This window comes from Dactylosporangium aurantiacum, assembly GCF_000716715.1.
Classification (GTDB): Bacteria; Actinomycetota; Actinomycetes; order Mycobacteriales; family Micromonosporaceae; genus Dactylosporangium; species Dactylosporangium aurantiacum.
In genome coordinates, this window is the sequence record NZ_JNYJ01000008.1 from 191,481 (window position 1) to 217,751 (window position 26,271).

Annotated in this window: 21 protein-coding genes; 4 read left to right on the top strand and 17 right to left on the bottom strand. The window is 73.2% G+C overall.

The window, feature by feature from the left end; translation table 11 throughout:
* Window position 1: 1 nt before the first annotated feature.
* The 14 genes from malQ to OP18_RS11935 form a co-directional block, all read right to left on the bottom strand.
* The gene (gene malQ, locus OP18_RS11870; protein ID WP_063745488.1) at window positions 2-1,696 is read right to left on the bottom strand and encodes a 4-alpha-glucanotransferase; all 1,695 of its coding nucleotides are present in this window, start codon (window positions 1,694-1,696) and stop codon (window positions 2-4) included.
* Window positions 1,697-1,704: 8 nt separating this feature from the next.
* Window positions 1,705-2,541 carry an MEDS domain-containing protein gene (locus OP18_RS11875; protein ID WP_156089449.1) on the bottom strand — a complete coding sequence of 279 codons (837 nt, stop codon included), beginning with the start codon at window positions 2,539-2,541 and terminating at the stop codon, window positions 1,705-1,707.
* Between the two features lie 47 nt (window positions 2,542-2,588).
* Window positions 2,589-5,072: a glycoside hydrolase family 38 N-terminal domain-containing protein gene (locus tag OP18_RS11880; protein WP_033358836.1), complete on the bottom strand. Its 2,484-nt coding sequence runs from the start codon at window positions 5,070-5,072 to the stop codon at window positions 2,589-2,591.
* Window positions 5,069-5,773 (bottom strand): N-acetylmannosamine-6-phosphate 2-epimerase, encoded by a 705-nt coding sequence (locus tag OP18_RS11885; protein WP_033358837.1) that lies wholly within the window; start codon window positions 5,771-5,773, stop codon window positions 5,069-5,071. Before OP18_RS11885 ends, OP18_RS11880 begins: the two co-directional genes overlap by 4 nt.
* The gene (locus OP18_RS11890; RefSeq protein ID WP_081970657.1) at window positions 5,770-7,467 is read right to left on the bottom strand and encodes an FAD-dependent oxidoreductase; all 1,698 of its coding nucleotides are present in this window, start codon (window positions 7,465-7,467) and stop codon (window positions 5,770-5,772) included. Before OP18_RS11890 ends, OP18_RS11885 begins: the two co-directional genes overlap by 4 nt.
* Window positions 7,464-8,945 (bottom strand): DUF4127 family protein, encoded by a 1,482-nt coding sequence (locus OP18_RS11895; RefSeq protein ID WP_052386567.1) that lies wholly within the window; start codon window positions 8,943-8,945, stop codon window positions 7,464-7,466. The genes OP18_RS11890 and OP18_RS11895 overlap by 4 nt, the downstream gene beginning before the upstream one ends.
* Entirely contained in the window at window positions 8,942-9,862 is a 921-nt protein-coding gene (locus tag OP18_RS11900) for an ROK family protein (RefSeq protein WP_033358838.1), read from the bottom strand. Before OP18_RS11900 ends, OP18_RS11895 begins: the two co-directional genes overlap by 4 nt.
* Window positions 9,859-10,581 (bottom strand): GntR family transcriptional regulator, encoded by a 723-nt coding sequence (locus OP18_RS11905; RefSeq protein WP_033358839.1) that lies wholly within the window; start codon window positions 10,579-10,581, stop codon window positions 9,859-9,861. The genes OP18_RS11900 and OP18_RS11905 overlap by 4 nt, the downstream gene beginning before the upstream one ends.
* The gene (locus OP18_RS11910) at window positions 10,578-11,414 is read right to left on the bottom strand and encodes a carbohydrate ABC transporter permease (RefSeq protein WP_033358840.1); all 837 of its coding nucleotides are present in this window, start codon (window positions 11,412-11,414) and stop codon (window positions 10,578-10,580) included. The genes OP18_RS11905 and OP18_RS11910 overlap by 4 nt, the downstream gene beginning before the upstream one ends.
* Window positions 11,411-12,298, bottom strand: a complete 888-nt coding sequence (locus OP18_RS11915) for a carbohydrate ABC transporter permease (protein WP_033358841.1) — start codon at window positions 12,296-12,298, stop codon at window positions 11,411-11,413. Before OP18_RS11915 ends, OP18_RS11910 begins: the two co-directional genes overlap by 4 nt.
* A 74-nt stretch (window positions 12,299-12,372) precedes the next feature.
* A complete protein-coding gene (locus OP18_RS11920) occupies window positions 12,373-13,686 on the bottom strand; it encodes an ABC transporter substrate-binding protein (RefSeq protein WP_052386568.1) in 1,314 nt (437 codons plus the stop codon).
* 694 nt (window positions 13,687-14,380) lie between these two features.
* A complete protein-coding gene (gene ppk2, locus OP18_RS11925; protein WP_052386569.1) occupies window positions 14,381-15,268 on the bottom strand; it encodes a polyphosphate kinase 2 in 888 nt (295 codons plus the stop codon).
* A gap of 57 nt (window positions 15,269-15,325) precedes the next feature.
* Window positions 15,326-16,951: a vWA domain-containing protein gene (locus tag OP18_RS11930; RefSeq protein WP_033358842.1), complete on the bottom strand. Its 1,626-nt coding sequence runs from the start codon at window positions 16,949-16,951 to the stop codon at window positions 15,326-15,328.
* Window positions 16,948-17,961 (bottom strand): hypothetical protein, encoded by a 1,014-nt coding sequence (locus tag OP18_RS11935; protein WP_156089451.1) that lies wholly within the window; start codon window positions 17,959-17,961, stop codon window positions 16,948-16,950. The genes OP18_RS11930 and OP18_RS11935 overlap by 4 nt, the downstream gene beginning before the upstream one ends.
* A gap of 145 nt (window positions 17,962-18,106) precedes the next feature.
* On the opposite strand from OP18_RS11935, the gene OP18_RS11940 reads away from it, so the two are divergent.
* A complete protein-coding gene (locus OP18_RS11940; RefSeq protein ID WP_033358843.1) occupies window positions 18,107-19,144 on the top strand; it encodes a phosphatidylinositol-specific phospholipase C domain-containing protein in 1,038 nt (345 codons plus the stop codon).
* A 151-nt stretch (window positions 19,145-19,295) separates the two neighbouring features.
* On the top strand, window positions 19,296-20,957 hold the full coding sequence (locus tag OP18_RS11945) for a substrate-binding domain-containing protein (RefSeq protein ID WP_033358844.1): 1,662 nt from the start codon (window positions 19,296-19,298) through the stop codon (window positions 20,955-20,957).
* A 15-nt stretch (window positions 20,958-20,972) separates the two neighbouring features.
* Here OP18_RS11945 and OP18_RS11950 read toward each other — a convergent pair whose 3' ends face one another.
* Together OP18_RS11950 and OP18_RS11955 are read right to left on the bottom strand one after the other, a co-directional pair.
* Window positions 20,973-22,466 carry a M1 family metallopeptidase gene (locus OP18_RS11950; protein WP_245635347.1) on the bottom strand — a complete coding sequence of 498 codons (1,494 nt, stop codon included), beginning with the start codon at window positions 22,464-22,466 and terminating at the stop codon, window positions 20,973-20,975.
* A gap of 17 nt (window positions 22,467-22,483) precedes the next feature.
* Window positions 22,484-23,377 carry a metal ABC transporter substrate-binding protein gene (locus tag OP18_RS11955; protein ID WP_033358846.1) on the bottom strand — a complete coding sequence of 298 codons (894 nt, stop codon included), beginning with the start codon at window positions 23,375-23,377 and terminating at the stop codon, window positions 22,484-22,486.
* 169 nt (window positions 23,378-23,546) lie between these two features.
* On the opposite strand from OP18_RS11955, the gene OP18_RS11960 reads away from it, so the two are divergent.
* A complete protein-coding gene (locus tag OP18_RS11960; RefSeq protein ID WP_211273505.1) occupies window positions 23,547-24,182 on the top strand; it encodes a dihydrofolate reductase family protein in 636 nt (211 codons plus the stop codon).
* Window positions 24,183-24,193: 11 nt separating this feature from the next.
* On the opposite strand, the gene OP18_RS11965 is transcribed toward OP18_RS11960, so the two are convergent.
* The gene (locus OP18_RS11965) at window positions 24,194-24,685 is read right to left on the bottom strand and encodes a GNAT family N-acetyltransferase (protein ID WP_245635348.1); all 492 of its coding nucleotides are present in this window, start codon (window positions 24,683-24,685) and stop codon (window positions 24,194-24,196) included.
* Window positions 24,686-24,898: 213 nt separating this feature from the next.
* On the opposite strand from OP18_RS11965, the gene OP18_RS11970 reads away from it, so the two are divergent.
* Window positions 24,899-26,266, top strand: coding sequence for a cytochrome P450 (locus OP18_RS11970; protein ID WP_211273506.1), 1,368 nt, complete (start codon window positions 24,899-24,901; stop codon window positions 26,264-26,266).
* Window positions 26,267-26,271 lie beyond the last annotated feature (5 nt).

The window sequence follows — 26,271 nt, forward strand, 5'->3', positions numbered from 1 at the left end:
GTCAGGCGTTGAACAGGTCCGCGATCTGTTTCATCCGCGCGTCGGTGGTCAGGTCCTCCAGCGTCAGCGGCAGCGGCACCCGCCAGTTCGGGTACTGCGTGGTCGTCCCCGGCAGGTTCGGCTGGCGGACCTCGCCGAGCACGTCGTACGGGGAGGCGAGCACGATCCGGCAGGGGGTGCGCAGCAGCAGCTGGTGCATCGCCAGGACGATCTCCTCGTCGGTGCTGTCGGGGCCGGTGAGCCCCTCGGCGTCGAGCAGGTCGAGCAGGGCGGTGCGGTCGGCGGTCGCGGTGGCCCACTCGACCTTGACGTCCCGGGTGAGGACGCCTGCCTCGGCCCGGGCCAGGACGTGCTCGCCGGACAGGAACCCGGCGGCGGTCGGCAGGTCGTGGGTGGAGATGCTGGCCATCGCGTTGTCGGGCCAGTCGCCGGGCGGCAGGAACCGGCCGTCGTCGTCGCGGGTGAACCACAGCACGGCCGAGCCGAGAATGTTGCGGTCCTGCAGGGTCGTGGTGACGACCTCCTCGACGGTGCCGAGGTCCTCGCCGACGACGACGGCGCCGGCGAGCTTCGCCTCCTCGACGAGGATGCCGAGCATGGCCGCGTCGTCGTAGTAGACGTACGTGCCCCGCGCCGGGCTCTGGCCGGGCGGCACCCACCACAGCCGCCACAGCCCGGCGACGTGGTCGACGCGCAGCCCGCCGGCGTGGCGGAAGATGTCCCGCAGCAGGGTCCGCCAGGCGGCGTAGCCGGTGTCGGCGAGCCGGTCGGGGCTCCACGTGGCCAGGCCCCAGTCCTGACCCTGCTGGTTGAACGCGTCGGGTGGCGCGCCGACCTTCGCGCCGGCGGCGATGACGTCCTGCAGGGTCCAGGCGTCGGCGCCGCCGGGGTCGATGCCGACGGCGAGGTCGTGGATGATGCCGACGCTCATGCCGTCGGCGGCGGCGTTCGCGGCGGCGAGCTGCTCGGCGCAGCGCCGCTGCAGCCACGTGTGGAACGCGACGGCGGCCGGGTCGGCGACGGCGTAGGCGGCGGGTCCGGGGCGGCGCAGCTCGGCGGGCCAGGTCCGCCAGTCGGGGCCGTGGTCGCCGACGAGCGCGCAGTAGACGGCGAAGTCGGTGAGGTCCGAGCGCTCCGCCGGCACCCGGGCGGCACCGGCGGGGCACAGCAGGGTGAGCGCGGCGCGTTTGGCCCGCCACACGCCGTCGTAGTCGATGAGGCCGTCGGCGGCGGGGGCGGGGCGCAGCGCGTCGACGGCGGCGCGCACGGCGGCGGTGGCGTCGCGGTACTCGGGCAGGTCGGTGACGCGCAGGTAGAGCGGGTTGACGAACCGCCGCGACGACGGCGAGTACGGCGAGGCCGGCAGCGGGTCGACGGGCGCGACCGCGTGCAGCGGGTTGACGAGGATCGCCCCGGCGCCGGTCGACTTCGCCCAGCGGGTGAACGCGGCGAGGTCGGCGAAGTCGCCGACGCCCCACGAGCCGGCCGAGCGCAGCCCGTACAGCTGCAGCATCCACCCCCAGGTGCGCGGCACCTCGGGCAGCGGGCCGGCCGGTTGGACCGGCGCGGCGGCGGGTGGGTTCGCGGGCGGGCCGAGCAGCGACAGCACCGTCCGCACGACGGCGGGGTCGATGTCGACGCGTCGGCCGTCGGAGGTCTCGTAATAGGTCGCGACACCGCGGTGGAAGCCTGGCACGGGTCCAGTCATACCCCGCTGACCTGGTCGCGAAGCACGAGACTCGGCACGGTGTCGGCGCCGACGAGGTGCAGCGTCTGCCGCACGCCGCGGGTGCAGCGCACGACGGTGCTGCGGTGGGGGCGCGACGCGGCGAACCGGACGATGGTGCCGGCCCCGGCGGCGTCGAGGAAGCGCAGCTCGCTGGCGTCGAGCAGGACGGTGCTGTCGGCGCCGGCGACGATGTCGAGGATGGACGGCAGGGCGGCGGCGTTGGAGGCGTCGAGCTCGCCGGACAGCCGCAGGTGGGCACCCCAGCCGCCGACGGTGAAGCGCAGCAGCGGGCCGGGGTGGACCGCGGCGATGGCGGTGAGGGCGTCCTTGGTGAAGCGGCGGCGGTCGTACAGGCACAGCCCGGCGACCCGGGCGTCGCCGAAGAACCGGTTCGCGGCCGCCTCGTAGCGCACCAGCTCGTCGGCGCCGAGGCCGGCGCGCAGCGCCCACGTCATCTTCCCGGCGAGGAACAGCCCCCCGTACCCGTCGCCGGCCGCCTGCTCGCGCATGGCGGCCATGCCGTCGAGCATCCGCTCGACGAGGGCCGGGCCGGTCCGCGCCGTCAGGTCGAACCCGCCGGTGCCGTACCGGGTGATGACCAGCTGCCCGGGCGCGGCGGCGGGGGCGGCGGCGGTCAGGTGCCGGGCCAGGTCCGCGTCGTCGGCGTCGAGGAAGACCGCGACCCGCTGGCCGGGGCGGACCCCGGCCCGGACGTAGCGGGTGAGCAGGTCACGGCACTCGTCGTCGGCGGAGTACATGGCGCTGACGTGGTCGCCCAGTCGCCATGATCGATCCTCGCGCCCCTCCGACACCTCCTCAGCGTATGGAGAAACCCGATGCGGGGCTAGTAGTGCTTTGTTCAGCGCAGCCGCAGTGACCGAACGGCGTAGGGGCCGAGGGCCACGGCGGCCGGGTCGACCTGCGTGCCGCACGGGGTCTCGCCCATGGTGCACTCGCTCCAGTCCGAGGCGGCGACGCCGGTCACCGTCGCCACCGTCGCCGCGCCGGTCGGGTTCGCCAGGCGCACGACGACGCCGTCGCCGTCCTCGGCCGGCTTCACCGCGGTGACGGTCGCGCCGGTCACCGCCATGCCGGTGGTGTCGGCCGGCACGGCGGCGCCGAAGCGCAGCTGCCAGGCGCGCAACGGCGCACGGTGCAGCGCGGCCGCGTCCGCCATCTGCCGCTCGCCGGTGGCCAGGACGACGCCGACGGCGGCGTGGACGTCCCGCAGGCACTGCGCTTCGGGCGTGGGCAGTTGCGGTCCGGCGCCGGTGGTCCGTGACCGCAGGTCCGGCCGGGACAGCCAGCCGGTGGCGCGCAGCACCGTGACGGCGAGCTCGGGGCGGGTGGCCGGCAGCAGGCCCTGCACCTCGGGCAGGCCGGCGACGAGCAGGCCGAGCCCGCCGGTGGCGGCCCAGGTGTGGACCGGCGCGACGCCGCACTCGGCTTCGTGGGCGCGCTGCGTGGGCAGGGGCCCGAGCGGGGCGCTCAACGGTCGGCGCAGGACGGAGAAGTGGGTGTCGGCGCTCCACGCGTCGGCGGGTTCGGCCGGGAAGTGCGCGCGAAGCCGGTGGTCCTCGGCGGCGTTGGTGAAGGACAGGTGCCAGTCGACGCGGTCGATGCCGCGCCACAGGGTGAGGGTGAGCCGGATCGGCACCCGCACCGTGTCGGCGGCCCGGGCCTGCCGATCGGCGGTCAGGCCGCCCGGCAGGTCGAGGTCGGCGTCGACGTGCCAGGTGCGGCGCACGGCGGTGGCGGTTTCGCGCACCGCACGGACCTGTGGCATGACCTCGAGGTCGTCGCGTGGCGGGTCGTAGTTGTACGTGTCGCCGGCGTCGCCGCCGTCGACGAGGCGGCCCAGGCCCGCCAGGATCCGGCCGGTCCCGGTGTCGGTCAGCGTGAACGACGCGTCGGCGGCGACCTCGACCCGCCACGGGTGCTCGAACGTGGCGCCCGGCCCGGCCGGCGCGTCGCCGAGCAGGACCTGGTAGCCGCGCCGGCCGCTGGGGCCGACGTCGGCGACGAACGCGAGCCGGTGCCGGGTCGCCGGCTTCGTGTCGGGCGGCAGGTCGACGTCGGCGCAGAACAACGGGGTGTCCTGGGACGCACCGGTCTCGAACGGCACGTCGCGACCGTCGCTGTCGCGCAGCCCGACCACGTGGCGCCCGGGTGCGCTGTACACCTCCAGCTCGACCGGTCCCCGCACGGGGCGCGGGTGGGGGTTGGCCACGACGACGGCGAGGGCGTCGGCTGACGGCGCGCCGTACAGCCGGGTGTCCAGGCCGAGCCGTTGCAGCGAACGCTCCAGCAGGTGTTCACCCGTCTGGGTGGCGCGGGCGAAGCGGACCTCGTTCTCGCGGTGGACCTCGTCGACCGAACAGCCGCAGATCGAGTCGTGCGGGCTGTTGGCCAGCACCAGGTCCCACGCGTGACGCAGGGCTCCGGTGGTGGCCGGGGTCGGTCCGGTCAGCGCCAGGTACGGCTCCACCCAGGTCTCCAGCAGGGTCTGCACCGCGACGTTGGCCTGCTTGAGGTACAGGCGCGAGGAGAGCGTGCCGGGCAGCAGGAAGGTCAGCCAGCCACCCGGATAGCGCAGTTCGCCGTCGACGACGGGTGCCGTGTCGCGGTCGTGGCCGGGATCGGCGAAGAACGCCGCGAGGCTGCTGTGCGTGAGCGCCGGGTCCGTGCGGTGTACCGCGGGAGCGAGGTGGTCGGCGCCGTTGAGCAGCAGCTGGGGGCCGCCGCCGACACGTTGCCGCTGCTGGGCGGCGTAGGCGGCGATCCGCTCGGCCATGCCGTCCTCGTGCCACAGCACGTCGGGCTCGTAGTAGCACTGGTTGACGGCGTAGACCTCCGAGCCGTCCGGGGATCGCCAGCGGAACCGGGCGTGCTGCGGTGGGGCGCCGCGCCAGACGAGCGCGGTGTCGAGGCCGAAGCCGCGCAGGATGCGCGGCAGGTCGGCGGGGTGGCCGAACGAGTCCGGGCAGTATCCCACCGTCGCCAGTCCCGCGCCGGCGGCGGCCCGCCGGGCGGTGAGCAGGTTGCGGATCAGGTTCTCGCCGGAGACGAGCTGGTTGTCGGCCAGCACGTGCCACGGGCCGATCGACAGCCGGCCGGCGCGGGCATGGTCGCGGACGCGTTCGGCCAGGGTCGGGTGCACCGCCTCGACATCGGTGACGGTGATCGTCTGCCCGTCCAGGTGGAAGGACGGGATCCGCCGCTCGTCCAGCGCGTCGCAGACCTGTTCGACGAGCTCGACCAGCCGGGCGCGGAAGGCCTCCATCGGCCGGTACCACTCGCGGTCCCAGTGGACGTGGTGGACGACGTGCAGGTTCGAGGTCACGGGTGCTCCTGGCGCAGTGCGGCGGCGAACCGGGCGGTGATGGACGACGGACGGGTGATCGCGGTGCCGACCACGACGGTGTGGGCACCGAGGCGCAGCGCCTCGGCGCACTGCTGCGGGGTGGCGAAGCGGCCCTCCGCGGCGAACGGGACGCTCAGCGTGCGTGCGAGCCGGGCGACGAGGGCGAGGTCCGGCCCGGGCGGCGGCGGGTCGGGCTCGGTGTAGCCGGCCAGGGTGGTGCTGACGATGTCCACGCCGGCGTCCTGCGCGGCCAGCGCCTGGGCCTCGGAAGCGACGTCCGCCATGATCATTACGCCGCTGCGGTGCCGGATCGCGGCGACGGTCTCGGCGAGCGTGCGCCCGTCGGGTCGGTGCCGGTCGGTGCCGTCGATGGCCACGATGTCGGCCCCGGCCTCGGCGACGGCGATCGCGTCGTCGACGGTGGGCGTGATGTAGACCCCGTGCCGGCCGCGCTTGACCAGGCCGATGAGCGGCAGGTCCGCGGCGGCGGCCCGGATCGCGGCGATCTCGGCCAGGCCCTTGGCCCGGACACCGACGGCACCGCCGGCGCGGGCGGCCAGCGCCATGGCCGTCATGTGGATCGGCGCGTCGAGCGGTTCGCCCGGCTCGGCCTGGCAGGAGACGACGAGTCCGCCGCGCAGTGCGGTGAGCAGCGCCGCGCCGGCGGTCGCCGGCCTCACCGGGGCACCGCCAGGGCCGCTGTCGCGTGCTCGCGCCACGTCGACGTCGCTGCCGCTGCCGGTGCCGGTGCCACTGCCGGCCCGGGCAGGCCGAGGCTGTCCCGCACGGTGGCGGCGGCGCCGTGCAATGCCGCCAGGTCGGCGGTGCCGGGCGTTTCGTCCGGACGCAGTCGCAGGTCGGCGGCGAGGTCCGCCTCCAACGCGCCGTGGGCGGCCAGCAGGTGGGCCGCCGGGAACAGCGGGTCGTCGGCGGCGACGTCGGCGATCCAGGCGAGCGGCACCGCGTGCCGGGCGAGGGCGAGCTGCGCCGTGACGAGCAGCGCCGGTGTGTCGACCACGTCGCGGGCGGTCCGGTTCGTGGCGCAGGCGACGGCGGCGAGCGCGCCGGCCGCCTCCCCGACCGCCCACTCGCCGTGGTGCACCCGGTACGCGGCCGCGGCGATCTGCGTCGCGGCGAGGTTCTTGGCGCCCATGAGCAGGTTGCCGACGCGGCCGACGAGCGCGTGGGCCGGGATCGTGAACGGTGCGGTCGGCTGGTAGACGGGGGCCGGGTGACCGGTGCGCTCGTGCAGGTCGATGTGATACCAGGCGACGCCGACGGAGCCCGGCAGGTGACGGGCCCGTGCCCGGCCGGGGACCGGGAGCAGGTCGTGACCGGTCACCGGCCGGTCGTTGCGCAGCCGGCGCGACTCGCGCAGATACGGGGCGGCGGCGTAGCCGTCGACGGTGCCGGCGTCGGCCGCGGCGAGCCGCAGACCCGGGTAGCCGCGCCCGCCGTCCTCCCGTGGGGCTTCGGTGCGCAGCCAGTGGATGAACGCGGCGGTCAGCTCCCGGCCGGCCCGCTCGGCGGTGTGTCCGTCACCGATGGGGTCGTAGCCGGCGCAGTCGTTGCTGGCCCAGTTGAGCACGATCAGCTCCGGTGTCCCGGTCCGGAGTCGCCGGTAGGTCCAGAACGGTGGTTTGCCGTCGGGGCCGTCGGTGAACATCCGGTAGCGGTGCACGCCGCCGTCCCAGCCGGCGATGTCGAGACCGCAGTGCTGCCGCAGCTCGTCGTACCGGGCCGGGGCCGGGCCGGGGTCGTCGCCGTCCCGGTCGGGGTGGTAGGTCAGCAGCGCGCACCAGGTGAACGACTGCTGGGCCTGGGGAGCCGGCCCGCCGGGGACGGCGAACGGCTCGCCGTGCGCGTCGGTGCCCTCGGAGCCGACGCTCCAGTGCTCGCCGGCCAGCGGCAGCAGGTCGCCGCGTTCGGTGGCGTCGATGAACACGGGGGCGGTCAGCCGGGTGCCGTCGGTGAACGTGACGGCCGTGACGGTGTCGCCGTCGACGGTCACCGTCTGCGGTGCGCTGTGCAACCGGACCTGCACGCCGTGCTCGGCGAGCAGCGCGTCGAGGACACGCTGCCCGACGGCGGGCGGGAAGCACAGCCGGCTGACCCAGCCGTCGCCGGGGTTGGCCGCTCCCCCGCAGGCCGCACGGATCCGGTCACGCAACTGCCGGTAGGCCGCCGACACGCCGAAGGTCTCGACGTGGGGGTGCTCGTCGAGCGCGCTGACGAGCTGCGTGGTGAGCTGGCCCCCGACGCGGTCGAGCTCCTCGGTCAGGATCACGGTCATGCCGGCGCGCGCGGCGGCGATCGCCGCGGCCACGCCGCCGAGGCCGCCGCCGACCACGACGACGTCTGCTTGCGATGTCATTGCTGCTCCACGTCGATGTCGATTTCGAAGGTGCGCCCCCACGGCAGGGCGACGCTGCCGGGCCGCACCCGCCAGCCCGGCAGCGGGTCGAGCTGCCGCCAGCGCGCGGTGACGAGGCGCTCGATGCGTTCCTCGACGCCGGCGCCGGGCGCGACCTCGTCGTGGCGGGTCGGATCGGTGCCGAGCTCGGCGCGGATGACGGCCCGGCCGTGCGACATGTAGGCGTGGTCCTCGGCGATCCGGTGGGCCAGCAGCCGCTCGTGCGCCCGCCGGTCCAACGTGCCGGTGGCGGTGCCGACGAGGTAGGCGGTCAGGTGCGCCGCGGCGCTGCCGAGGGTGTTGCCGGCCGTGTTCCACCCGGCGTACCCGGCGAGGCGTGGCAGCAGGTTCCGCTCGACGAGCGCGGCCAGCAGCGCGGGATCGGCGCCGTTCGGTGTGGCGCAGTCGGCGACCGCGACGGTCTTGCCGGCGGTGAGCAGCCGCTCGATCAGCACCGCGGTGGCCGCGGCGGCGCCCGGGTCGGGCGCGGCCGGCGGGTTGACCGCCCAGTCCGCGCCGCCGGGCCGGGGCGGGTGCACGACCAGGACCGCCGGGGCGTCCGGTGGCGTCGACGACGCGGCCAGGCCGGGTCGGGCGCCCGCGGCGGCGAGCTGGCTCATGGCACCGACGCCGACGGGCACGGGCTCGTAGGGGGCGATGAGCGACAGCTTCGCCGGGTCGGCGCAGACCACCGCGACGTCCGGTGCGACGTCCGCCGTCTGTGCCAGGGCCCGGGCGACGAGGACGGCACCGGTCTCGTCGGCGCCCGGATGGGACAGCACGGTGCCGCGCGGCTCCAGCCAGCCGGCCCAGGCGCGCAACCACTGCCACTCCGCGGTGCCGACCGCGTCGACGGCGGAGTCGTCGGCGCCGATCACCAGGGTGCGCAGGGTGCCGTCGGCGGCCAGGCCCAGCGCGTGCTGGTTGAGCAGGTGGTTGCGGTGCCGGCGGCGCAGGAAGTCCTGGCGGGCCGCCGCCGGCACCGTCGCGGGGTCCGGTGCGGCGGCGCCGTCGCGCAGCGTGCGGTGCAGCGCGGCCGAGTAGCGGTGCAGCGCGCGACCGCTGGTGGCCCAGTAACCGGGCTCCTCGCCGGCGTCGTCGGCGTCGGGCGTGCGCTGCACCACCGTTGCCGCGTGCACCGGCTGCGGCAGCTCGCCCAGCACGCGCCACCGCGCCAGGGCGGCGGTGACGGGCTCCTGACTGAGCCGGGAGGCGATGAGGCCCCCGTGGGCCAGGGTCTCCAGGCTGACCACCGCGGCGTCGGCGCGTGTGGTGCGCAGCCAGCCGGCGATCGCGTCGGCGTCGCCCGGCTGCCGTTTCGCCGGCAGCGCCCGCGGCGGCGGGCCGCACACGCGGGCGCCGGCCACCGCGGCGATCAGGGCCGGCAGGGTGCGGCAGACGGGCCGCTCGTCGAGCGGCACCAGCGCGATCGTGATCATGATGGCTCCAGCGCGGTGATCGCGGCGCCGAAGAGCGCGGCGTCACCGCCGAGTGCGGTTGGCAGGACCGGGACGTCGGCGCGGATCGGCATCGCCGCGGCGGCGACCGCCGGCACGGTGGCGGCCAGCAGCGCGGGCACCGCGGCGCCGCCGCCGATGACGACCACGTCCGGGTCGAAGGTGTTGACGAGCCCGCCGAGGACGGTGCCGAGCGCCGTGCCGGCCTCGCGCAGGATCGTCGCCGCGAGCGGGTCGCCGTGCGCCGCGGCGGCCACGACGTGCCGGAGGTCCATGCGCTCGGCGTCCGCACCGGTGGCCCGGCGTCCGGCGCGGTAGCGGGCGGTCATCGCCGGCCCGCTCGCCACGGCCTCGATGTGCCCGCTGCCCCCGCAGGGGCAGGGCAGACCGGCCGCCGGCCCGGCCGGTACGTGACCGAGGTGGCCGGCGGCGCCGCGCGCGCCGGTGAGGAGCCGGCCGCCGCTGATGATGCCTCCGCCGATACCGGTGCCGACCGCGACGCCGATCACGTCGCGCCGGCCGGCCGCCGCGCCGTGCCCTGCCTCGCCGAGGACGAAGGCGTGCACGTCGTTGATCGTCCGGCCGGGCAGTCCGGTCAGTGCCGTCAGGGCCGCGGTGACGGCGGTGCCGTCCCAGCCGTCGATGGCGTCGGTCGCCGAATGGACGACACCGTCGGTGTCGACGACGCCGGCCACCGCGGCGCCGAAGGCCACCGGCGCGGGAACACCGTCGCGCAGCGTGTCCAGCAGGTGCGCGGCCTGCCGCAGCACCGCCGCGCCGCCGTCCCGGGCCGGCGTCGGTGCCTGCGTCCGGGCGAGCATCCGGTCGTGCCGCACCAGCGCGACAGCGGTCTTGGTGCCCCCGATGTCGATCGCGGCGACGACACGGTCGCAGCTCATGCGGTTCTCCGGGTGACGGTGATGCGGTACGAGTAGCGGTCGGCCCGGTACACCGACTCGCCGCGCTCCACGGCGCGGCCGGCGGCGTCGAAGGTGACCCGGGTGACGTGCAGCGCCGGCGAGAACGGCGGCACGCCCAGCAGCGCCGACTGGTCCGGGTCGGTGACGGTGGCGGCGATGATCTGGTCCGCGTGATGGGGGGCGGCGCCGCGTTCGGTGAGCGTCTCGTACAGCGATCCGCCGAGTCGGGACTCCTCGACGTCGCCGACGACGGTGGCGAGGATCCAGACCTGCTCGACGCACATCGGGCTGCCGTCGGCCAGCCGCAGCCGCTCCACGTACACCACCGGCGTGCCCGGGGACAGGCCGAGGTCGCGGGCCACCTCCGCGGTCGCGGGAATCCGCTGCCAGGACAGCAGCTTCGACCCTGGTGTGAGGCGCCGGGCGCGCATGTCCTCGCTGAACGAGGTCAGTGCCAGCGACTTGGAGATCGTGGCCGGGTCGGCGACATAGGTCCCGGAACCCTGCTGGCGGTACACCCACCCCTCTTCTTCCAGTCGCCGCATCGCCTCGCGCACCGTCGCCCGGGACATCTGGTACCGCGCGGTCAGCTCCCGCTCGCTGGGCAACGGGTCGTGCGGCTGCAGCACCTGCTGGATCTCGGTGAGCAGGCGCTGGTACACGATCTCGTGCTTGCGCTCCCCCTGCGTCGAGGTCATCCCTTGACACCGCCCTCACCGACACCGCGGAAGAACAGCCGCTGCAGCAGCAGGAACACCACGATCAGCGGCAGGACGGCGATCATGGTGCCGGCCGCGATGACCCGCTGGTCGTTGGTGAACGTGCCGGACAGGTACTGCAACCCGATCGTGAGGGTGTAGTTGTCGGGGTCCTTCAACACGATCAACGGCCACAGGAAGTCGTCCCACGCGAACAGGAAGCTGAACACGGCGACCACCGCCAGGGATCCGCGGACGCTGGGCAGGGCGATCCGCCAGAACCGGGCCCACTCCCCGGCACCGTCGATGACGGCGGCCTCCTCCGTCTCACGCGGCAGTGCGAGGAACCCGGTGCGCAGTACCAGGATGGACAGGCCGCTGACCGCGCCGGGCAACAGGACGCCGAGCAGCGTGTCGACCAGGCCGAGGGCTTTGACGGTGAGGAACACGCTCACCATGATGACCTCGAACGGGATCACCAGGGCGGCCAACACGGCGGCGAGGACCGCGCCGCGGCCACGGAAGCGCATCCGGGCCAGGGCGTAGCCGGCCATCGCCCCGAACAGGCAGTTCGTGACGACGCTCGTCACGGCGACGATCATGGAGTTGGCGATGTACCGCCACACCGGCACGGTGTCGGCCACGGCGGCGTAGTTGTCCAGCGTCGGGTGTTGCGGCAGCCAGGTCGCGGACGTGCCGTAGATCGGCTCCTGGGCACCTTTGAGCGAGGTCAGCAACTGCCAGACGAACGGCCCGAGGCTGACCACCACCATGGCGCACAGCAGCAGGTAGCGTCCGGCCCGGCCGGTGTACAGCCGTGCTCTGGGGTTCATGCCGACGCCCCTTCCCCGGTGCGCCGGCGCAGCCGCAGGCTCAGTGCGGAGAAGACCAGCGTGCCGGCGAGCAGCACCAGGCTCAGGGCGGACGCGTATCCGATCTCGCCGTCGACGCCCAGGCCCACCTCGCGGATGTAGAACACCATGGATTTGGCGTCACCGCCGGGGCCGCCGCTGCCGTCGCTCATGACGTAGATCTCCGCGAACACCTTGGCGGCCGAGATCGCTGCCAGGGTGCCGACCAGCACCATGGTCGGGCGGACCGTGGGCACCGTGATCGACCAGAACCGGCGGGCCGGCCCGGCGCCGTCCACGGTCGCCGCCTCGATCACGTCGGACGGCACGTTGGCCAGCGCGGCCAGGTAGATGACCATGTAGTAGCCGAGCCCTTTCCAGATCGTCACGGCCATGCAGCTGACCAGCAGCAGCGTGCTGTCGGTGAGGAACGGCAGCGGCTCGGCGACCACTCGCAGGCGCACCAGGACCGCGTTGACGATGCCGTCGCTGCGCAGCAGCCAGCTGAAGATGAGGCCGACCACGACCATCGACGCGACGACCGGGGTGTAGAACACGGCGCGGAACGCGCCGATGCCGGGCACCTTGGCGAAGACGAGCGTCGCCAGCAGCAGCGGCAGCACGACCAGCGCGGGCACCACGACGAGCAGGTACAGCACCGTGTTCATCAGCGCCTGCCAGAAGTCGGCGTCCGTGCCGATGCGGGTGAAGTTCGCCAGGCCGTTGAACCGGCCGCCGCCCAGGGCCCGGGCGTCGGTGAAGGCGAGCACGGCGGTGTTGGCCAGCGGGCCCCACAACACCACCGCGACCAGCACCAGCGCCGGGGCGAGGAACAGCCACGGCACGTACCAGCGTCGGCCGATCATCGGCACTTGTCCTTCCCGGATCGGCCGGTCGGGACCTGGTGTCCCGGCCGGACGATCACCACCGTCGGATTCGGTTACTTGGCGAGCAGCTTGTTGGCCTCGTCGACGGCCTGGTTCAGCGCCGTCTTCGGGTCGAGGTCCCCCTTGACCGCCAGCTGGATCTTGCCGATCACGGCCGCTTTCGTACGGTCGTCGAACTGCACCGGCGTGAGGTTCTGGGCCTTGGCCAGCTGCTGGGCCGACAGCTTGCGGGCCAGGGACTCGGGCGTGCCGTCGGAGGTGTCGGTGAAGTACGGGTCGGTCAGCGACGTGGTCGTCGACGGCAGAATGGTCACGATCTTGGAGAACGCGAGCTGGTTCTCGGCGTTGGTCACGAACTTGGCGAACTCCAGCGCCAGCCGCGGGTTCTTGCTGGCCTTGGGCACGAGCAGGCCCATGACCGACATGTTCGTGAGACCGGTGGGACCGGACAGCTGCGGCCCGACCACCGTGTTGGCGGCGATCGCCGGCGCGTTCTGCTTGACCACCTTGAGGAAGTTCGGCCCGGACGGGAACAGGGCGCTCTGCCCCGCGGAGTACGCCTCGGTGGCCTTGGAGTGGTTCTGCGTCAGCCAGTCCGGCGCGATGGCCTTGGTCTGGTACAGCTCACGCAGCTTGGTCACGTACTGCTCGGCGGTCGGGGTGTTGAACGTCCAGGCGGTCTGGTCCTGGTTGAGCAGCGGGACGTTGAGCTTGGCCAGGTCGGTGATGAAGCGGTTCTCCAGCGCCGGGTGCATGCCGTAGAAAGCGCCCTTGCCCGCCTCAGCGATCTTCTTCGACTGCTCCAGCGCCTCGTCGATGGTCGCGGGCGGCTTGGCCGGGTCGAGCCCGGCCTTGATGTAGAGGTCCTTGTTGACCATGGTCACCTCACTGGTGAGGTACCACGGCAGCGCGAACCCACCTGGCTGCCCGGGGACCTTGAAGGCGTCCCAGGCGCCGGGGACGAAGGTGCCCTTGACGTCGCCGGCGTTGGCCTCGAGGTCGAAGAAGACCCCCTGCTTCTCCAGCTTCTGCGCGAAGTTCGGGTTCAGGTTGACCACGTCGGGCAGCGTGCCGGCCTGCGCGTCGGTGGTGATCTTCTCCTGGGCGCCCTGGAAGGGCAGGTCGAGCCAGTTGACCTTGGTGCCCGGGTGCGCGGTTTCGAACGTCTTGATCAGTCCGCTGATGTAGTCGTCGAACGTCGGCTTGAGCGCCAGCGTGGCGAAGGAGATCTCACCCTTGAGCTCTCCCGCCGGGATGGCGCCGTCCTTGGTCGCCGTGTCCTGCGCACCAAGACCACAGCCGGCGGTCGTCAGTGCGAGGCCCCCGGTGACCACCGCGGTCACGAACCAGCGCCGGGTTCGCATCATCGCGTCTCCTCTTCGTTGATCGTCAAGTGGTACGTTCCACTTGGGTCGTGAACCTAGCCCGTCACAACCGTCGACCGTCAAGAGTGAGCGTGATCACATGAGCTGTTTCATGGCTGTTGAACTGGGGATATGCCTGTCGGAACGGTATGACACCGGATGCGCCGCAGTTCCGCACGAGGTGGCCGTACCTCGATTCATATGGACCACCTGTCCGCGGTGGTGACCAATCACCGCCGCCGGTGCGCCACCTGTCCGAATAAATCCTGGCCCTGGCCGCTGCCGCCACCGAAAATGGACCGGACCAGTAGTTCGACGTCACCGCGCACCGGCCGGGCCCGCCGCGAACGGTGCGGCCAGCGAGGAAGCGGCGGGTCGGGAATGTGCCGCCACCCGGCGGCGGTGCGAGGCCCGTGCCGGATCCCCGCCGTGGTCGACGCGGCCGGGTTGCCGCCGGCGTTTCTGCTGACCCTGGCCAGGCCGGGGACTGCCCGCAGTGCCGGCGGGTCCTACGACACCGAGGGCAACACGGGTCCCGCCGACCGTTGCAGCCGGCCGGAGACCAACCGACCCGCACCCGTCGCCGAGGCTGAACGGTTCAACCGCACCCTGCGACACCGAATGGGCCTACCGCCGCCCCCGCACCGGCGACATCCAGCGCGCCGCAGCCCCAGCCCGAGGTCATGAGCGGGTACACCTAGAGCCTGGGGGCGTCGTCGACGGTCTCGTCGGCGAGGGCGGCGGGGCCGACGATCAGCGGGTCGGGGGTGCCGACCAGGCTGTGGTCCTTGTTGTCGTAGTTGAACCGGTTGAGCACGTGCCGCATCGCCTCGATCCGGGCGCGTTTCTTGTCGTTGGACTTCACGACGGTCCAGGGCGCGTCGGCGGTGTCGGTGTAGAAGAACATCGCCTCCTTCGCCTCCGTGTAGTCGTCCCATTTGTCCAGTGAGGCGAGGTCCATCGGGGACAGTTTCCACTGCCGGACCGGGTCGACCTGGCGGATCAGGAACCGGGTCCGCTGCTCGTTGCGCGACACCGAGAACCAGAACTTGACCAGGTTGATGCCGGAGCGCACCAGCATCCGCTCCAGCTCCGGCGCCTCCCGCATGAACTCCAGGTACTCGGCGCGGGTGCAGAAGCCCATGACACGTTCCACGCCGGCCCGGTTGTACCAGGACCGGTCGAACAGCACGAACTCCCCGGCGGCCGGCAGGTGCTGCACGTACCGCTGGAAGTACCACTGTGTCAGCTCGCGTTCGCTGGGCTTCTCCAGCGCGACGACCCGGGCGCCGCGCGGGTTGAGGTGCTCCATGAACCGCTTGATGGTGCCGCCCTTGCCGGCGGCGTCGCGGCCCTCGAAGAGGATCACCAGCCGTTCGCCGCCGGACTTCAGCGTGTTCTGCAGTTTCAGCAGCTCGATCTGCAGCAGGCGCTTGGTCCGGTCGTACTCGTCGCGGGTCAACCGCTCGTCGTACGGGTAGTCCTCCCGCCAGGTGTCGACCGGCCGACCGTCCTTGCGCAGCAGCACGGGGTCATCGTCGTCGTCGTCCTCGACGAGGTAGTCATCCAGTGACAGGTCAGCCATGCCACTGATGTACCCGCTCGCCCGCCGTTTCACCACTGCCGGCGTTTGAACGGTGCGTTACTGGTAGCCCCGGATCTCCTTGAACGCGGCGGGCAGCGCGCCGGTCGCGCGGGCGTCGAAGGTCCGGCCGCCGGTGAGCGTGGCGACCTCGGTCATCTCGCCGGTGTCGCTCTCGCCGAACAGCACCGTGAACACCGGCACCCTCGGCAGCCGCGGCAGCCGCGCCCGGAACGCGGCGAGGTCCGCGCCGGCGGTGCGTACGCCGTCGGTGAGCAGCACGATCGAGGTGAACCGGTCGCCGCCGGAGCCGGCGAGGGCGTACGCGGCCAGCAGCGCGTCGTAGATCGCGGTGTCGCCGTCGGCCTTGAGCTGCTGCACGTGGCCGCGGATCTGCGCCAGCACCGGGGCGAAGTCGGCCTCCGGCAGCTCGAACGTGGTGGCCGTGCCGGGTCTGGTGCTGAACGGCAGCAGCACCACCTGCTCGCGGCCGTTGAACCGGCTGAACTGCCCGGACAGGCTCGCGTCGGCGCCGGTCAGACCGGTCAGGGCGGTCTTGAGCCCCTGCAGCCGCTCGCCCTTCATCGACCCGGACAGGTCCAGCACGTAGACGGTGCGGGCGGGGCGGCGCAGCGAGTCGCCGAACGCGCCGATCAGCGCGTCGGCGGCGTCGAGCTTGCCGGGGAACGGCAGCTCCGGCAGGTTGCCGGACCTCGGGCCGAACTGCGGGGCGAGGGTCAGCGCCGGGTCGGGCACCGCGGGCCGCCGCCACGTCCTCGCCATGATCTCGCGCTGCACGGACGGGCGGCGCAGGTAGTCGCTCACCGCGGCGTAGTTGGTGCGGGCCTGCTCGGACGCGCCGGTGAGCAGCGTCAGCGGGTAGTCGGCGGTGACGACGCCGTCGGCGGGGTAGATCACGGTGAGCGGTTCGGTGAGCTTGCCGGACGCGTTCAGCGACAGGATCACCGACTCGTAGTTGACGAGCCCGTCGACGGGGCGGCCGTCGGCGGCGGCGCGCAGGTACGCCTCCATCAGCCAGCCGGAGGAGCCGGCGGTGAGGCTCTGCCCGGCGAAGAACGCCCGCAGCCGCGGGGTGATCGGCCCGATCTGTTCGGCGGTCAGCGCCGCGCCGGTGCCGGCGAGCGCGGCGGCGACCCCGACCAGCGCGGCGAACCCGGAGTTGGAGCCGGCCGGGTTCGTCATCCCGTACGTGAAGCGGCGCTCACCGGTGGCGACGGCGATCTCGCTCCACGTGGGGCGGGTCTCCAGCCAGCCGAGCCGCTGCGCGACGGACGTGCGCACGCCGAGGACGACGGGCGACGTGGCGATCTTCGTGGCGGTGCCGGTGCGGGCCGCGGCGTCGGGGTGCAGCTGCAGGTAGCGGTTGCTGGCGAACCAGGTCGCGTCGTACTGCTTGGCGGCGCCGCCCTGCACGACGGCCTCCACGCCGTCGAGGGTGCCGGTGGCGGTGAGCTTGACGGTGACGCCGGTCGCGGCGGCCGCGCCGTCCAGGACCGGCTGGAGGTCGGCGAGCTCGCTGCCGGCCAGGACGCGCAGGGTGCCCTCGCCCTTGAGGAACGGCGGCTCGCCCTTCGCCGGCTGCGACTGCGCGGTGCAGGCGGTGAGGGTGGCGACGGCGGCGAGCGCGGCGGCGAGGGTGGCGGCGATGATCGGCGGCTTCCTCATGTGAGTCTCTCTTCCAGCGCGGCGAGCAGCGCGTGCAGGGTGGGTTCGTCCGGGGACGGGATGGTGTCGGTGGCGCCGAGGGCGACCACGCCGGGCGCGCCGGGCGCGCCGGCGGTGCGGAACCCGTGGGCGGCGGCGAGCCGCTGCAGCTGCGGGTCCGTGGCGAGCAGGTGGGCGAGGTCGGCGCCGGCGGTGGTGAACGGCACGACGGTGTGCTCGCTGAGGATCGTCGGCGCCGGGTAGAGCACGATCCGGTCGGCGCCGGCGCCGGGGGCCGGGTAGCGCTCCAGGAACTGCGCCTCGTAGATGAGCAGCAGCGGCGCGAAGTCCTTGCCGCGGCGCAGCCAGCTCTCGAACGGCTCGCCGGTGGTGGTGTCGACCGCGCCCTGGTCGGCGAAGGCCTTGGTGACCGCGGCCAGGTCACCGCCGGTGACCTGGTTGAGGAGGGCGGCGAACAGCGCGGCGGAGTTGGAGTCGGCGGGCCGGGTCGTGGCGACCAGCACCGCCTGGCGCACGGGGAACGTCGCGTTGCCGGGGATCTGGTCCCACCGCAGCCCGCGCTGGTTGGCCGCGACGAACGCCTTGAGGTCCAGGGTCCAGTGCCCGCCGGTGACGCGGCGGGCCAGGCCGGCCGTCTGCAGCAGGTCGACGACCGGGGTGAAGCTCGCCACCGCGAGGGGTGAGGTGAACACCGCGACCGGCGCGCCGACGGCGGGGCGGCGGCGGGTGATCTCGGCGGCGGCGGGCGCGCTGCCGGGGAACGCGAAGTCGTAGCCGCCGAGGTCGAGGTCCGCCATCCGGCGGGAGCCGGCCGGGTCCAGCCGCAGCCGGACGCCGTGGTCGGCGAGGGCCTGCCGGACGGCGGGGTCGGCGAAGAAGGCGGTCATCTGCGAGCCGATCACGCCGGTGAGTTCGCGGGTATCGCCGCGGCGGCCGAGCAGGTGGCCGACGGAGGCTCCGGCGACGACCAGCAGCACCACGAGGACGAGCAGCCATCCGGTCCTTCCCATGGCCGTGATTGTGCCCCGGACAAGCAACTCCCGGCCGTCTATTCCCTGTTCAGACGCCGTTCACTTAGTCCACTGTGGATGATCGTTCGGCCGTTGTTCACGTCGCCGGTTCCGGCCGGACGACATCGATGACTATCGTGCCCACATGCGCTGGAAGTCATTGACCGCCGTCACACTCCCGACGGTCGTCGCCGCTGCCCTGCTCGCCCCCGCCGCCGCCCACGCCGCCGGCCCGACCGACGCCCTCAAGCTCTCCCACACCACCGCCGTCGGCGTGCACAACACCTACGACAAGGCGAAGTTCGCGTACCTCGCCGACGCCCTGGACACCGGCGTGTCCCTGCTCGAGTTCGACATCTGGGTCGACACCGCCACCCGCCGCTGGCGGGTCAACCACGAGCTGTTCGGCACCAGCAACAACTGCACGGCCGCCACCACCGCCGCCCAGCTGCGCACCGGCGCCCGCGACCAGCAGTTCGGCGTCTGCCTCGACGACATCCGCATCTGGAGCGACGCCCACCCCGGCCACGCCCCGCTGCACCTGAAGATCGAGCTCAAGGCCGGCTTCGACAGCCGCTACGGCCTCGGCCCCGCCGACTTCGACACCCTCGTCGCGGCGAGGCTCGGCACCAAGGTGTTCAAGCCCGCCGACCTCAAGGGCGGCTACGCCAACCTCGACGCCGCCGCCAGGGCGGACAACTGGCCCACCCGCGCCGCCCTCGCCGGCAAGGTCCTCATCGAGATCATCCCCGGCACGTTCGAGCGCGGCAACCCGTTCGACAACCTCGACACCGACGTCGAGTACGGCCGGTACCTGCGCGACCTCGCCGCCGCCGGCACCCTCGCCCGGGCCCAGGCGTTCCCGGCCGTCCTCGACGCCGCCGCCGGCGACCCCCGCACCCGCTACGGCGAGACCACCATCCGGCCGTGGTTCGTCGTGTTCGACGGCAGCGCCAGCACGTACGTCGGCGGCACGATCGACACCACCTGGTACGACACCAACCACTACCTGCTCGTCATGACCGACGCCTCCGCCGTCCCGCCGCCCATCGACCCCACCGCGCCGACCAGCGCCCAGGCCCTCGCCAGGATCAACCTGCTCGCCGCCCGCGGCGCCACCGTCGTGTCCGCCGACTGGTCCCCCGGCACCGGCGTGCTCGGCACCGTCGTGCCCCGCGGCTGAGCCACGACCCGCCGGTGACCGACCGGCCGGCACCCCTGACTGAACGGCTCAGGGTGCCGGCCGGACGGTCGAGGGGTACCGGAATCCGTCCCGCTCAATGGCATACTTTCCCGCGGTCCACCCCCTCTGACCCCGCGGATGGTTCGACACCATGGGCAAGCACCAGACCGGCATCGTCGGCTCGCTGCTGCGCGGGCTCGTCCTGCTCCTCGCCGTCGGTCTCCTCGGCGGCGCCGGCTGGTACGTGCTGCGCAACAACACCGCCAACGGCGCCGGCGGCTGCCCCACCACCCTGCGCGTGGTCACCGCCTCGTCGTTCACCACCGTCGTCTCCGCCGCCGGGCGCACCCTGCGCGCCGGCGACAACTGCGTCCTCGTCGACACCATCACCACCGACGGCCGCCCCGCCGCCGGCCAGCTCACCCAGAGCCGCGCCGACCTGTGGATCCCCGACGACGCCGCCTGGGACGTCGTCGCCCCGCCGCAGTTCCTGGCGAAGAAGGACACCCTCAACGCCTACGCCACCCTCGCGACCAGCCCCATCTACATGGTCACCGACCCGGCGACCGGCGACCGGATCAACGCCGGCGGCGGCAGCTGGCTCGCCCTGTCCGGCCTGCTCAACACCAAGGGCTCCGGGGTCAGGATGGTCGTGCGCAACCCCGCCATGTCCGGCGACGGCATGGTCGCCGCCGGCGCCGTCGGCGAGGCCGTCTGGCTCGAGAAGGGCATGGACGCCTCCTCGCTCGTGCTGACCAACGTCCTCGGCGTCACCCGCACCGTCAACCACGAGCTCGCCGCCGTCCCCGAGACCCCCGGCGAGGTCGGCCTCATCCCCGAGTACGCGCTGCTGGCCACGCTGCGCCTGGCCAAGTCCGACCGCCGGTACATCGTCGGCAGCGACCACACCGCCCTGCTGCGCTACACGTGGCTGCCGTCCGCGGCCGCCGCCGCCGACCCGAAGAAGGCCGCCGCGCTGCGCCGCCTCTTCGCCGCGTTCACCAGCCCCGAGGCCAGCCGCGCCATCGCCGAGGCCGGCCTGCGCGCCCCCGACAACCTCCGGCCGATCTTCGACGGCGCCAACGTGCTGCCCGAGCCGACCGCCAAACCGTTCGAGGTCCTCCAGCCGCACCACGTCCAGCACATCTTCGCCACCTGGGACCCCGAGGACCGCCGCAGCAACCTGCTGATCATCGTCGACCTCACCACCACCGGCGCCGGCGCCACCCCCACCACCGGCGCAACCCCCACCACCGGCGCCTCACCGCCGCCCGGCAACAAGGTCCCGCCGATCGACGTGCTCCGCGAGGGCTGCATCGCGCTCGGCGGTCTCATGCCCGTCGGCTCCCGCCTCGGCCTGTGGGAGGTCAACCCCGGCACGCCCGGCTACCGCAAGCTCATGCCCACCGACCGGCTCGACGACACCAGCCGCGCCGCGTTCGGCAAGCAGGTCGGCAAGCTCGCCGCGCACAAGGCCGGCCCCGGCCTCTTCGACGCCATCGTCGCCGGGTACCAGTCCGTCCGCGACGACTACCACGACGACATGTTCAACCAGGTGCTCGTCTTCACCGACGACCAGAACAGGGACAGCGCCAACACCCAGGCGGTCAACGACCTGGTCCGCAGGCTCACCGGCCTGCAGGACCCCGCCAAACCCGTCAAGGTCAGCGTCGTCGTGCTCGGCAAGAAGGAGTCCGCCGACCGCCTCAAGGACGCCCTCAAGCCCGTCGACGCCTACGTCGACAACGCCCTGCAGACCAGCGACGTGCAGGCCGCGTTCATCCACGTCGTCGCCGGCGGCCTGCACGAGTAGCCGCCGCGGCGGCACCTACGCGGGGGTCGTCGGCGAGTCCAGCCACGCGTCGATGAGCCCGGTGAAGTCCCGCCCGGTCTGCCGGTTCACGAACGCGGTGAACGCCGCCCGGTCCTGCGCCGTGCCCGCGTGCTGCGACACCCACGCCCTGGCCAGGGCGAAGAACGCCGGCCCGCCCAGCTGCCGGTGCAGCTCGTACAGCATGAGCGCCGGGCACACGTACACGTTGCCCTCCGCGAAGCTGTCGGAGCGCGGGTTGCCGGGCGGCCCCAGCTGCTGCCGCACCTCCGCGTCACGCTGGCGGGCCCGCTTCGCCCACGCCTCGATGCCGGTGCCGTCGCGCTCCGCGGCGTACAGCGCCTCGGCGTAGGTCGCCCAGCCCTCGTTGAGCCACACGTCCTTCCACTGCGACGGCCCGACCGTGTCGCCGAACCACTGGTGCGCGTACTCGTGCAGCATGACCGTGTCCAGCGCCGCCGGGTACTTGCCGAGGCTGCCGCCGACGGTGACCATCTGCTGCGTCTCCATCGCCGAGTCCGACGGCACGACCACCGCGCCGGCGCTCGGGAACGGGTACTGCCCGAACCGCGACTCCAGCCAGCGCAGCTGCTCCGGCGCCTTGCGCAGCACCGGCAGCATCGCGTCGTCGACGCCGGGCCGGGTCCACAGGGTGATCGGCAGGCCCCGCGGGCCGGTGAGCCGCTCCTGCTGGTACTGCCCGACGGCCAGGGTCGTCAGGTAGGTGGCGACCGGCCGGTCCGACGAGTACGTGAAGGTGCTGCCCCGCACCGGCCCCGGGGTGCCGCCGGCGACCGCCTCCCAGCCGTCCGGGACGGTGACGGAGATGTCGTACAGCGCCTTGTCCGACGGCTGGTCGTTGGACGGGTACCAGGTCGACGCGCCGTACGGCTCCTGCATCGTCCACAGCCCGCCGTCACCGGTGACGGTCAGCCCGAGCGGCTCGGCGTCGCCGCGGTGCGACGGCATCGGCACCGGCGCGGGCGTGCCCTGGTACTGCACCACGAGGGTGAGCGTCGAGCCGGCCGTCACCGCGCGGTCCACGGTCAGCTTGCCGCCGCCGACCCGGCCGGTCGCCGCGGCACCGTCGACCGTCGTGGCCGTCACCGCGTACGGGCCGGTCAGGTCCAACCGCAGCGCCTGGTCCGCGCGCAGCACCCGCAGCTTCAGCGTCGCCGTGCCCGTCAGCGTCTTCGTCGGCGGCGCCCAGGTCAGCGCCAGCCCGTAGTGCAGCACGTCGATGCCGGGGTTGCCGTAGGACGGGTACACCGGGTCGGCGACGGGCGTGGACGTGCCGTCGCGGTTGCCGGCGTCCAGCGGCTGCGGGGAGCGCAGGGTGCGGCCCTCAGCCGGGGCGGTGCAGCCCGCCAGGACGGCGAGGGCCGCGAGGGCGGCGACCACCCTGGGCGCGCGGCGCCGCCCGGCGGCGCCCGGGTGTGCCGCTGTCTTCCGACGGCTGGCGGTGCTTCGGTGGCTCGGGGGTCGACGCACCCGGCCAAGCATATGACTCAGGTGCATCCGAGCGCTTCACGCAGCGCTGCGAGGTTGCGCACCATGACCGACACGTAGTCGTCGCCGTCCTCGACGCCCTCGATCGGGTCGAGCACCGCCGCCTTCGCACCGATCTCCTTCGCGATCGTCTGCGACAGCTTCGGGCTGACCAGCGCCTCGAAGAAGATGGTGGTCGCGCCCTTCTCCTTGGCCAGGGCGGCGACCTGCGACACCCGCTGCGGGCTGGGCTCCTCGTCGGGGTCCAGGCCGCTGATCGGCACCTGCGTCAGGTGGTACCGGCCGGCGAGGTACCCGAACGCCGCGTGGCTGGTCACGATCTCCCGCCGGGCGCACGTGCGCAGGCCGGCCGTGTACTCCTCGTCGAGGCGGTGCAGCTCGTCCTGCAGCTGACCGGCCCGCACCTTGATCGCGTCGGCGTTGGCCGGGTCGAGGGCGGCGATGCGCTCGCCGAGCTTGCCGACGATGACCGCGAACCGGACCGGGTCCAGCCACACGTGCGGGTCGCCGCCGTGCTCACCGCCGGCCGCCAGCCGCTCGACCGCCGCGACGTCGAACGCCTTGTCCTTGGCCTGCAGGCGGACCGCCTCGTCCACCGACGGCTGGAACCCGTTGAGGTACACGACCAGGGCCGCGTCGCTGACCTGCGCCAGCTGGCTCGGCTTGAGCTCCAGGTCGTGCGGCTCGGCGCCGCCCTGGGTCAGGTTCGTCACGGCGGCGTCCTCCGCGCCGACCCGCTCGCTCATGTACTGCAGCGGGTAGAACCCGGCGACGATCCGCAGCCGCCCGTCCGCCTGCCGCTGCTGCTGCGCCGGCTCGCCGTCACCGCCGCACGCGGTGCTCAGCATCAGGGACCCGGCGGTGAGACCGGCGAGGACGGCGCGACGCAGCATGATCCCATCCTCAGGGCAGTTGACAATGATTGTCAAAAACGCATGGTTGCGGGCGTCACGGCGTGCTAAGCTTCCTAGGACACTAGCCCGAAGATGTCGCTGCCGGGATGTCGATCCCGTCCGCCCGTTTCCGACCTGTTGGTGACACCGTTGCGAAAGGATCCTGAGCATGCTGCGTGTGCACAACTTCTGCGTCTCGGTCGACGGCTACGGCGCGGGAGCGGACCAGAGCCTCGACGACCCGATCGGCGCCGGCGGCGGGCGGCTGCACGACTGGGTGTTCCAGACCCGGACCGGCCGGCGCATGATCGGCGAGGAGGGCGGCAGCGAGGGCGTCGACGACGAGATGATGCGGGCCGGCGAGACCGGCATCGGCGCCACGATCATGGGCCGCAACATGTTCGGCCCGGTGCGCGGGGCGTGGGCCCCCGACGAGCCGTGGACCGGCTGGTGGGGCGACGACCCGCCCTACCACCACCCGGTGTTCGTGCTGACCCACCACGCCCGTCCCAGCGTGACGATGCGGGGCGGCACCGTCTTCCACTTCGTCACCGGCGGCATCGAGGCCGCCCTGGAGCAGGCCGAGGCCGCCGCCGGCGGGCTCGACGTGCGCCTCGGCGGCGGCGTGTCCACCATCCAGCAGTATCTGCGCGCCGGCCTGGTCGACCAGCTGCACCTGGCGATCATCCCGGTCGTGCTCGGCCGCGGCGAGCGGCTCTTCACCGACGGGCTCACCGACGGCTACACGTGCACCAGGATGGTCGCCTCCGACGCCGCCACCCACATGGTCCTCACCCGGTCATGACGACGCCCGGATCAGCGCGCGGGGCCGGGCAGCGTGACGGCGAACTGGCGGGCGGTGATGCCGTACCAGCGGTCGGTCAGCCCCTCGTCGGTCATGCCGAGCCGGCCGGCGACCGCCTGCGAGGCGAGGTTGTCCTCGTCGGTGAGGGCGAGCACCCGGCCGCCGGTGCGCGACAGCAGCTCGCGGGCCGCCCGGGTGGCCAGACCCTTGCCCTGGTGGTCGGGGTGCAGGTGCCAGCCGACCTCGACCTCGCCGGTCTCCCCCGCCGCGTCCTGCAGCGGCAGCAGGAGCACCGTGCCCACCGGGACACCGTCGACGTCGATCGCCCAGTAGCCCCTCGGGCCGTCCTCCCGGCTCCGCATCCGCGCCAGCCGGTGGAGGGCCTCCTCGCGGTCGGCGACCACCCGCCGCGGGTGCGCGCCCAGGTGCCGCATCACCTCCCAGCGGGAGTAGATGTCGTAGAACGCCTCGACGTCGTCGTCCGTCCACCGCCGCAACCGCATGCCGGCCATGATGCACCGTCCGCCGCCGCCGGGCGGGCGGGGGACGTCACCGACCGACACCGTTCGATATGATCCGCAGCGTTTTGCCGCGACCGTGTCGCCGAGTCCCGCTGGGCCGGCGCTCGTGACCGGCCTGGAGCGCAGCGGAGGGCCGGTCACCATGTACGCAGTCTCAAGGTCAGGACGGCGCCGCAGCGCAGCGGAGGCGACGTCATGACCGTTATGGAGACGGCGCCGGCAGCGGCGCGGCAGATCCCCCTCGTGAAGGGTTGGCCCGTCGTCGGCAACGTGCTGGAGATGGCCAAGGACCCGGCGCGGTTCTTCGCCCGGGCCTACCAGGAGCACGGCCCCGTCTACCGGATCAAGCTGTTCAACCGGACCTACCCGGTGCTCGCCGGCGCCGACGCGGCCAACTTCATGGGGTCCCGCGAGGGCCGCGAATGCCTGCGCTCCAAGGAGTTCTGGCAGGGCTTCCTCGACGAGTACGGTGGCACCCGCACCATCCTCGGCGAGGACGGCGACAGCCACAAGGAGCTGCGCGACATCATGCGCCGCGGCTACTCCCGCGACGCCATCAAGGGCCGCGCCGATGAGCTCGTCGCGATCACCGACCGGGCCCTGGAGCGCGACTGGCGCCCCGGCAAGCCCGTGCCCGTCGTGCACGCCTTGCAGTACATGGTGACCGACCAGCTCGGCACGATCCTCACCGGCAACGCGCCGCTGGAGTACGTGCCCGACATCCGCACCATGACCCTGTACGTGCTCAACGTCCTGGTCACCAGGCAGCGGCCGAAGATCCTGCTCAGGCACCCGAAGTACCGCCGGGCCCGGGCGCGGGTGTTCGAGCTCGGCGACAGGATGGTCGCCGAGCTGCGCGCCACCGCCGGCAGCACCCCCGAGCAGGAGCGCAACCTGGTCGAGGACCTCATGGACGTGCACCTCAACCGCGAGGGCGTCCTGCCGGCCAACGACCTCACCATGGCGCTGACCGGGCCGTATGTCGCGGGCCTGGACACGGTGGCCAACACGACCGCCGCGTTCATCTACTCGGTCCTCAAGCACCCCGAGGTCCTCGCGAAGGTGCGGGCCGAGGCCGACGCCCTGTTCGCCGGCGGCAGCATCACCGACGACGACCTGCGCAGGATCCCGTCGATCCGCTACGCGCTCATGGAGGCGATGCGCCTGTACCCGATCGCGGTCGCGCTCACCCGCACCGCGACGCGGGACTTCGAGTTCGGCGGGTACACCATCAAGGAGGGCGAGATGGTGTACGTCGCGACGACCGTGCCGCACTTCCTCGACGAGTACTTCCCCGACCCGGACACGTTCGACATCGGCCGGTACGAGAAGCCCCGGTCGGAGCACCTGCGGCCGGGGGCGTACTCGCCGTACGGGCGCGGGCCGCACACGTGCCTCGGCAAGAGCTTCGCCGACGTGCAGATGGCCCTGTCGATGGCGCGCCTGTTCCACCGGCTCGACCTGGAGCTCGACCCGCCCGGCTACACCCTCGTCACGAAGACCGCGCCGACCCCCGGCCCGGCGATGAGCTTCAAGGTGAAGGTGAAGGGGTACCGGCACTAGCCGCT